Below are 9,441 nucleotides of genomic sequence, written 5' to 3'. Positions count from 1 at the left end.
ACTCGCGACCCCGACCTTGGCAAGGTCGTGCTCTACCAACTGAGCTATTCCCGCAAAATCTGGCAATTTTTGTTGCTGTCGTAATTCGCATTTCTGCTTCGTTACGGGAGGCGCATTATACGAGAATTCTTTTCTCCTGCAACCCCCCCTGAAGCGATTTTTTAAAAATTTCGTTCAACTGCTGGATAAATCGGCAGGTTGATTACTTTAACGCCGATTCATTCTCATTTCACCTTAAAGTTGAATAAAATGCTCGCGATAGTAAGCCAGTTCCGCTACCGACTCGCGGATGTCGTCCATCGCCTGGTGCGTACCCTGTTTTTTAAAGCCCGGCAGAATTTCCGGCTTCCAGCGACGCGCCAACTCTTTCAGGGTGCTGACATCCAGATAGCGATAATGGAAGTAGGATTCCAGTTCCGGCATATATTTAAACAGGAAACGGCGGTCCTGGCCGATGCTATTACCGCAAATGGGTGACTTGCCTGCCGGCACCCACTGCTTGAGAAATTCCAGCGTCGCCAACTCGGCTTCGCGATCGCCCATAGTACTCGCCTTCACGCGCTCTACCAGGCCGCTGCCGGTGTGGGTACGCACGTTCCAGTCATCCATCAGCGCCAGCTGCGCGTCGGATTGGTGAACGGCAATGGTCGGCCCTTCTGCCAGAATATTCAGCTGTGCATCGGTCACCAGCGTGGCGATTTCAATAATGCGATCGCGCTCGGGATCCAGACCCGTCATCTCCAGATCGATCCAAATCAGGTTGTTTTCATCTGCACTCATGCTATTTTCCACCCTTCTTGTCATACCTGCCGCGGTAGGTTAACTAGTATTAATTAGCGTGTATCATAGAGGTTTTGCCCGACATGGGCGACCAGGAGCCAGCACGATTGAGTAAAAATAAACTCTCCAAAGGTCAGCAGCGCCGCGTTAAGGCCAACCACCAGCGCCGCCTCACGACGGCCGCGGAGAAGCCAGATTACGACGATAACCTGTTTGGCGAAGCCGCCGAAGGTATCGTCATCAGCCGCTTTGGTATGCATGCCGACGTGGAGTCCGCCGATGGCGAAACCCACCGCTGCAACATTCGCCGCACCATCCGTTCGCTGGTCACTGGCGACCGCGTCGTCTGGCGTCCGGGTAAAGCCGCCGCAGAAGGCGTCAACGTCAAAGGGATTGTCGAAGCGGTGCACGAGCGCACCTCGGTACTGACCCGCCCGGATTTCTACGACGGCGTGAAGCCGATCGCAGCCAATATCGATCAAATCGTTATTGTCTCGGCCATTTTACCCGAGCTCTCGCTGAACATTATCGACCGCTATCTCGTCGCCTGCGAAACGCTCAACGTTGAGCCGCTGCTGGTGCTGAATAAAATCGACCTGCTGGACGATGAAGGCATGGCGTTCGTCAACGAGCAGATGGATATCTATCGTAAGATTGGCTATACCGTCCTGATGGCGTCCAGCCATACCCAGGATGGCTTAAAGCCGTTGGAAGAAGCCCTGACCAACCGCATCAGCATCTTTGCCGGGCAGTCCGGGGTGGGCAAGTCCAGCCTGCTGAATGCCCTGCTGGGGCTGAACGATGACCGTATTCTGACTAACGACGTTTCCGACGTCTCCGGCCTGGGTCAGCACACCACTACGGCGGCGCGCCTGTATCACTTCCCGCACGGCGGCGACGTGATCGACTCCCCCGGCGTGCGTGAGTTTGGCCTGTGGCACCTCGACCCGGAACAAATCACCAACGGGTTTGTCGAATTCCATGACTACCTTGGTCATTGCAAATATCGCGACTGCAAGCACGACACAGACCCGGGCTGCGCCATCCGTGCGGCCGTAGAGGAAGGAAAGATCGCCGAGACGCGTTTTGAAAATTATCACCGCATTCTGGAAACCATGGCGCAGGTAAAAACGCGTAAAAACTTTTCAGACATAGATAATTGAGATCTATGATTTTGCCGACTGACATTTTCGTCAACACTCGCTAGAATCGGCCGCTTTTCTTGAAAGATCCAACGCCTGGCGTTGTATCAGGATCGACACATAATGGCCTGGAGGCTACCTTGTTAAACTCGTTTAAACTTTCACTGCAATACATTCTGCCTAAACTGTGGCTTACGCGTCTCGCAGGCTGGGGTGCGAGCAAACGAGCGGGATGGCTGACCAAACTGGTTATCGATCTGTTCGTGAAGTTCTACAAGGTGGATATGAAAGAGGCGCAGAAGCCGGATACCGCCAGCTATCGCACCTTTAACGATTTCTTCGTTCGCCCGCTGCGTGAAGATGTCCGCACGATCAACACCGACCCAAGCGTGCTGGTGATGCCGGCCGACGGCGCTATCAGCCAGTTGGGTGCGATTGAAGGCGACAAAATTCTGCAGGCGAAAGGCCACGACTACACGCTGGAAGCGCTGCTGGCCGGTAACTACATCATGGCCGACCTGTTCCGTAACGGCACGTTTGCCACCACCTACCTGTCGCCGCGTGACTACCACCGCGTCCACATGCCGTGCAACGGTATCCTGCGTGAAATGATCTACGTACCGGGCGATCTGTTCTCTGTGAACCACCTGACCGCGCAGAACGTACCGAATCTGTTTGCCCGCAACGAACGCGTTATCTGCCTGTTCGATACCGAATTTGGCCCGATGGCGCAGATTCTGGTCGGCGCGACGATCGTCGGCAGCATCGAAACCGTCTGGTCCGGCACCGTGACCCCGCCGCGTGACGGCATCATCAAGCGCTGGACCTATCCAGCGGGCGATCGGGAAGGCTCCATCGCGCTGCTCAAAGGCCAGGAAATGGGTCGCTTCAAGCTGGGCTCAACGGTGATTAACCTGTTCGCGCCGGGCAAAGTGACGCTGGTTGAACATCTGCAAAACCTCTCCGTCACCCGTCTGGGTGAGCCGCTGGCCGTTTCGACTGAAGCCGTCGCTGAGCCCGCCGCTGAGGTGGTCGCTGAGCCAGTCGTCGAAACGGTGGTTGAGCAGGACGTTGTGCCGCAGGCCGACGATACGCAAGAAAAAAGCTAATTACTGAATAAGGGTCTGACGTGCGCCTGATTATCACTTTACTGATGGCCTGGTGCCTCAGCCAGGGGGCGTACGCAGCGACGGCCCCCAACGCCCGGCAAATTGCCCAGGAATTAGAACAGGCGAAGGCGGCTAAGCCCGCCCAGCCTGAAACCGTCGAGGCGCTGCAAAGCGCCCTCACCGCGCTTGAAGAGCAAAAAGGCTCGCGCGAGCGGGCCGCGCAGTACCAGCAGGTTATCGACAACTTTCCCAAGCTCTCCCAGACGCTGCGCAATCAGCTCAACAACCTGCGCGATGACCCGCGCCAGGTGCCGGAAGGCATCACCACCGACGCGCTGAATCAGGAAATTTTACAGATCAGCAGCCAGCTGCTGGAGAAGAGCCGTCTGGCCCAGCAGGAGCAGGAACGCGCCCGCGATATCGCCGACTCCCTAAACCAGCTGCCGCAACAGCAGACCGACGCACGCCGTCAGTTGAACGATGTGGAGCGCCGTATGGGGACGCAGACCGGCAATACGCCGCTGGCGCAAGCGCAAGCCCTTAGCCTGCAGGCCGACGCCAGCAAGCTTAAAGCGCTGGTCGATGAACTGGAGCTGGCGCAGCTGTCCGCCAACAACCGCCAGGAACTCGCGCGAATGCGCTCCGAGCTCGCACAGAAGCAAAGCGAGCAGCTCGATGCTTATCTGCAGGCGCTACGTAACCAGCTCAACAGCCAGCGCCAGCGTGAAGCCGAGCGCGCGCTGGAAAGCACCGAACTGCTGGCGGAAAACAGCGAAAATCTGCCAGCCGGTATCGTGGAGCAATTCAGAATTAACCGCGAGCTGTCGCAGGCGCTGAACCAGCAGGCCCAGCGAATGGACCTGGTCGCCTCTCAGCAACGCCAGGCCGCTAACCAGACGCTACAGGTGCGTCAGGCGCTGAACACGCTGCGCGAGCAGTCTCAATGGCTGGGCTCATCAAACCTGCTGGGCGAAGCCCTGCGCGCGCAGGTCGCCAGGCTGCCAGAGATGCCTAAACCTCAGCAGCTCGATACGGAAATGGCGCAGCTGCGTGTCCACCGCCTGCGCTACGAGGATCTCCTTAACAAACAGCCGCAGCTGCGGCAAATTCGCCAGGCCGACGGTCAGCCGCTGACCACTGAAGAAAACCGTATTCTCGAAGCCCAGCTGCGGACCCAGCGCGAGCTGCTGAACTCGTTGCTTCAGGGCGGAGATACGCTGATTCTCGAACTGACCAAGCTGAAAGTCTCCAACAGCCAGTTGGAAGACGCGCTGAAAGAGGTCAACGAAGCCACCCACCGCTATCTGTTCTGGACCTCCGACGTCCGCCCGATCGATTTCAACTGGCCGCTTGAAATCGTGCAGGACCTGCGGCGTCTGATTTCACTGGATACCTTCAGCCAGTTAGGCAAAGCCAGCATGATGATGCTCACCAGCCGTCAGACGCTGATCCCACTGTTTGCCGCGCTGCTGCTGGTTGGCTTTAGTATCAGCTCCAGAAAGCACTTCACGCGTTTCCTCGAGCGCTCCAGCGCCCGCGTCGGGAAAGTCACTCAGGACCATTTCTGGCTGACCATGCGCACGGTATTCTGGTCGATTCTGGTCGCCTCGCCGCTGCCGGTGCTGTGGGCTACGCTCGGCTACGGCCTTCAGGAGGCGTGGCCCTATCCGCTCGCCGTAGCGATTGGCGACGGCGTCACCGCCACCGTCCCGCTGCTGTGGGTTGTCATGATCTGCGCCGCCTTTGCCCGCACCAACGGCCTGTTTATCGTGCACTTTGGCTGGCCACAGCACCGCGTCGCGCGCGCTATGCGCTACTACCTGATGAGCATCGGCTTTATCGTGCCGCTGATTATGGCGCTGATCATGTTCGATAATCTCAACGATCGTGAATTCTCCGCATCGCTCGGCAGGCTGTGTTTTATCTTGATCTGCGGCGCGCTGGCGATCGTCACGCTGAGCCTCAAGCGCGCCGGAATTCCACTGTATCTCGACAAAGAAGGCAGCGGCGAAAACCGTATCAACCTGCTGCTGTGGAACCTGATGATCGGCGCCCCGCTGGTCGCCATTTTCGCCGCCGCCGTAGGCTATCTGGCAACCGCTCAGGCTCTGCTGGCGCGACTGGAAACCTCGGTCGCTATCTGGTTCCTGCTGCTGGTCATTTATCACGTCATCCGCCGCTGGATGCTGATTCAGCGCCGTCGTCTGGCCTTTGATCGTGCTAAGCACAAGCGCGCGGAGATGCTGGCGCACCGCGCCCGTGGGGAAGAAGAACCGCATGCAACCAGCCTCGAAGGATCGGCCGAGATGGAGGTGAGCGAAGTCAACCTCGATACCATCAGCGAACAGTCGCTGCGCCTGGTACGCTCGATTCTGATGCTGGTTGCGCTGGTCTCGGTCATTATCCTGTGGTCTGAAATCCACTCGGCGTTTGGCTTCCTGGAAAATATTTCGCTGTGGGACGTTACCTCAACGGTACAAGGCGTAGAGAGCATTGAGCCGATCACTCTGGGCGCCGTGCTGATTGCCATTCTGGTGCTTATCATCACGACTCAGCTGGTGCGCAATCTGCCAGCGCTGCTGGAACTGGCTATTTTGCAACACCTGTCGCTGACGCCGGGCACCGGCTACGCTATTACCACCATCACCAAGTATATTCTGATGATGATTGGCGGCCTGATGGGCTTCTCGCTGCTGGGAATCGAATGGTCGAAACTACAGTGGCTGGTCGCCGCGCTCGGTGTCGGTCTCGGCTTTGGCTTACAGGAGATCTTTGCCAACTTTATCTCCGGCCTGATCATCCTGTTTGAGAAACCGATTCGTATCGGCGACACGGTGACGATTCGTGATTTAACCGGCAGCGTCACGCGTATTAACACCCGCGCCACCACCATCAGTGACTGGGATCGCAAAGAGATTATCGTGCCGAACAAGGCCTTTATCACCGAACAGTTCATCAACTGGTCGCTGTCGGATTCGGTAACTCGCGTGGTGCTAAGCATCCCTGCGCCGTCGGACGCCAACAGTGAGGAGGTAGCACAGATTCTGCTAACCGCCGCGCACCGCTGTTCATTGGTGATTGATACACCTGCGCCAGAAGCGTTCCTTGTGGATTTACAGCAGGGCATTCAGATTTTCGAGCTGCGTATCTACGCCGCCGAGATGGGCCACCGCATGCCGCTGCGCCACGAGCTGCATCAGCTGATTCTGGCAGGCTTCCGCGAGCACGGTATTGATATGCCGTTCCCACCGTTCCAGATGCGTCTGGAGAGCATGAACGGCAAGAAGTCATCGACCACTCTGACCTCCACTGGCCGCGCTAGCCGCAAGCCGGGAAGCTTGTAACAGCGGGTTCGGTCTCCCCCTCTCCCTTTTTAAGGGTGAGGGGGCCATTAGGTGCTTATTCGCTGGTTGGGCATTCCGCCAGGCTCGGCTGACCGTTCACGCGGCGGCTATAGCGCTCATAGATACTCATCGCCAGCAGCGAGAAGAAGATTGGCCCGCCAATCATCCACAGCGCGCTACTCCAGTCTCCCGCTTCGATTACCGGCTGAATAACGGTAAACAGGTTCGCAAAGCTCACCACCAGGACCACCACGGTCGTGGCCAGCAGGGTCGACAGCCGGGTTTTGAAAATCACGAACGGGCGTTCGAGATCGGCCCTGGCTTTAAAGAAAGGGAAGGCCAGCGCCAGGAACAGATACGGCAGGGTCATCGAGACATTCGCCATCAGCGTCAGCTTGTTGTAAAACGCCGAGGCGGTATCACCGCCGAACGACACCAGCAGGATGAACAGGCTCACCAGCGCGCACTGCATCCACATCGCCGTCGACGGCATCCCGTTTTCGTTCAGGCGAGTCATGGACGCCGGCCACAGCGCCTTCGGTGTGCCCTGAATAATCGCCTTCAACGGCGAATAGCTCAGCGTAAAGAACGCACCGGTATAGGCGAGAAACATCGACAGGCCGGTAATACGGGCAAACCATACCCCCACGGCAGCCGCCGCTTCCGGCGGCAGGTTCAGCGCCTGACCCAGCGTTGAGCCAAGGCTGGTCATCAGCACGTAGGTAATGTTGCCAAGGTTCACCGAGCGGTCGCTGAGAATTTGCTGCCAGTTAGTGCTTACGCCCCACAGGAAAATCGCCAGCGAATAGCCAATCGAAATGACGATCGCGGCGAAGACAATGCCTTTTGCGAAGTTCTTTTCCGGTTTATCGGTTTTATCCACCAGCCCGCCAACGGCTTCAATACCGCCGTACGCGAAAATAGCAAACACCACAAACGACAATACCGCCAGACCGGATTGATAGCCCGGGTGAGGTGACGCGGTGAAATTCAGCGGCTGAGCGAACTGGCCGCCGTTTAATAACAAAATCGCGATACTGACGCACAGTAAAACGAGATTCAGGCACATCACGGCAATACCGCCAACGGCGGTAATACGCGCGATTTTATTAATCCCTTTCGCCGCGATCGTGGTCACCAGCACCATCCATACCACCGCCAACAGCCCGACCACCTGCGTCGACTGCAGGCCGGCCATGCTCCAGCGCTGCGTCATATCCGCACCAAACAGGAAGGTTGAAAACGGCACCCACACTTTTGCTGAGGTGCTGACCATCCAGATAACGTACGAAGAGAACCACATAAACGTGCCGATAAAGGCGTAACGCGGCCCGACGCTGTTATTCATCTAGGAATAAATGCCGCCCTCTTCTTTGCGATAGGCGGAGCCCATTTCAGCCATCATTAAGGCAAATGGAATGAAGAATAATAAGGCGGAAAAAATATACCAGGCGATCGCGCTATAGCCCATCAGATAAAACGCTGACGGACTATTAGCGAAACCAAAAACTGAAGTAAATATCATCAGGATGAGGCCCATCAGGCTCATCTTTTTTATTGATTGGGTCATGTAACCTTCCCTAACTCTGAATCGTTTTTCCCGTCGACAGGACAGCGCGCTGCGAGCTCGTCAGCGACAAGGCAGCGGAAAATCGACGCGTAGAAATGCGGGCCGGATGATAGCAAACAACCAGACAAATATTGTGGCTAGAAGAGTGGTTTGTGGATATAAAATTGGAAAATGGCGCATTTAGCGCCATTTTATTTTGTAAAAAAGTACGAAATCAGACTTATGCCCGATCGACGCTAAACGCCAGGACTTCGGCCAGGGTTTCAACGCCCAGCGCCAGCATGACCAGACGGTCAACGCCCAGCGCCACGCCGGAGCAGTCAGGCAGGCCAGCCGCCAGCGCGTCCAGCAGGTTTTGATCGATCGGCTGCACCGGCAGGCCGCGCGCGGCGCGCTTACGGTTATCCTGCTCAAAACGCTGCTGCTGTTCGCGGGCATCGGTCAGCTCATGGAAGCCGTTAGCCAGCTCCATTCCCTTGAAGTAAACCTCAAAACGCTCGGCCACACGGTGATCCTCAGCGCTAATCTGTGCCAGCGATGCCTGGCTTGCCGGGAAGTGGTAGACAAACGTCGGACGCTCTTTGCCGATGTGCGGCTCTACGCCGAAAGCAAACAGCAGTTGCAGCAAGGTATCGCGGTCTTCTTCCGTATCAGCCACGTTGCTCAGGTCGAGCTTCGCCGCGGCTTCACGCAGCTGGGTTTTATCCGCCGACAGCGGGTCAATTTCCAGATGACGCTGGAAGGCCTGCTGATAAGAGAGGCTTTCCGCCGGCTGGCACTCGAGCACCTGCTGCAGCAGATCGTCAACTTCGTTGATCAGTCGATACATATCGAAGTGCGGACGATACCACTCCAGCATCGTAAATTCAGGGTTATGGTGACGGCCCATCTCTTCATTGCGGAAGCTACGGCACAGCTGGAAAACGGGGCCGCATCCTGCTGCCAGCAGGCGCTTCATATGATATTCCGGGCTGGTCATCAGATAGAGGTTCATTCCCTGAGAATGCCCCGGACCGACGAAACGCGTTTCAAACGGGACCAGATGTACGTCAGTCACCGTCGCCTGGCTCATACAGGGCGTTTCCACTTCCAGCACGCCGCGGTCAGCAAAGAAACGACGGATCTCCGTCATCAGTGCCGCACGCTTCAACAGGTTAGAAATGGATGCGCTCGGCTGCCAGGTTGCCGTCTCGCTCATGGTTTTTTCTCCGATTACAGACAAGGGCACGAAGTCTACCCGCAAGCCGCACACGACACAAATATTGCTCAGTAATTTCTCGTCGAGCAGGAAAGAAGATTTTTTTATGTAATTCGAGAACCTAATTCATCAGCTACAGTGATAAATAAACCGCACTTAACGACAAAAAAATCGAACACATCAAATTTCCTTATTAACCCGACGGGTATACTGCCTTACCCATAAAGGAGCAGTGGAAACGTTTTTGCGCAGGCCACGTGATATCCCCCCACGTAGCGTGTTGTGAAATAACAAAAAT

5 protein-coding genes and 1 pseudogene are annotated in these 9,441 nt (G+C 56.5%); 3 read left to right on the top strand and 3 right to left on the bottom strand.

Features of this window, described 5'->3' with window-relative positions; all coding sequences use genetic code 11:
* Positions 1-234: 234 nt before the first annotated feature.
* Positions 235-780 (bottom strand): oligoribonuclease, encoded by a 546-nt coding sequence (gene orn / locus V6942_RS21790; protein WP_106927437.1) that lies wholly within the window; start codon positions 778-780, stop codon positions 235-237.
* Between the two features lie 107 nt (positions 781-887).
* Between orn and rsgA the strand changes: the two genes are divergently transcribed.
* The 3 genes from rsgA (at position 888) to mscM (ending at position 6,375) form a co-directional block, all read left to right on the top strand.
* A complete protein-coding gene (rsgA, locus tag V6942_RS21785) occupies positions 888-1,943 on the top strand; it encodes a small ribosomal subunit biogenesis GTPase RsgA (protein WP_181358009.1) in 1,056 nt (351 codons plus the stop codon).
* 119 nt (positions 1,944-2,062) lie between these two features.
* Positions 2,063-3,031, top strand: a complete 969-nt coding sequence (asd, locus tag V6942_RS21780; RefSeq protein ID WP_106927434.1) for an archaetidylserine decarboxylase — start codon at positions 2,063-2,065, stop codon at positions 3,029-3,031.
* A gap of 20 nt (positions 3,032-3,051) precedes the next feature.
* Positions 3,052-6,375, top strand: coding sequence for a miniconductance mechanosensitive channel MscM (gene mscM / locus V6942_RS21775; protein ID WP_182929605.1), 3,324 nt, complete (start codon positions 3,052-3,054; stop codon positions 6,373-6,375).
* A gap of 55 nt (positions 6,376-6,430) precedes the next feature.
* Here the strand turns inward: mscM and yjeM are convergent.
* A pseudogene (gene yjeM, locus V6942_RS21770) lies at positions 6,431-7,945 on the bottom strand (glutamate/gamma-aminobutyrate family transporter YjeM).
* Between the two features lie 220 nt (positions 7,946-8,165).
* Positions 8,166-9,143, bottom strand: coding sequence for an elongation factor P--(R)-beta-lysine ligase (gene epmA / locus V6942_RS21765; protein ID WP_106927428.1), 978 nt, complete (start codon positions 9,141-9,143; stop codon positions 8,166-8,168).
* Positions 9,144-9,441 lie beyond the last annotated feature (298 nt).

It is taken from the genome of Kluyvera genomosp. 2, from assembly GCF_036759865.1.
GTDB lineage: Bacteria > Pseudomonadota > Gammaproteobacteria > Enterobacterales > Enterobacteriaceae > Kluyvera > Kluyvera ascorbata_B.
The sequence above is the reverse complement of the archived record's forward strand: the minus strand, read 5'-3'. Positions and strand labels throughout refer to the sequence as shown.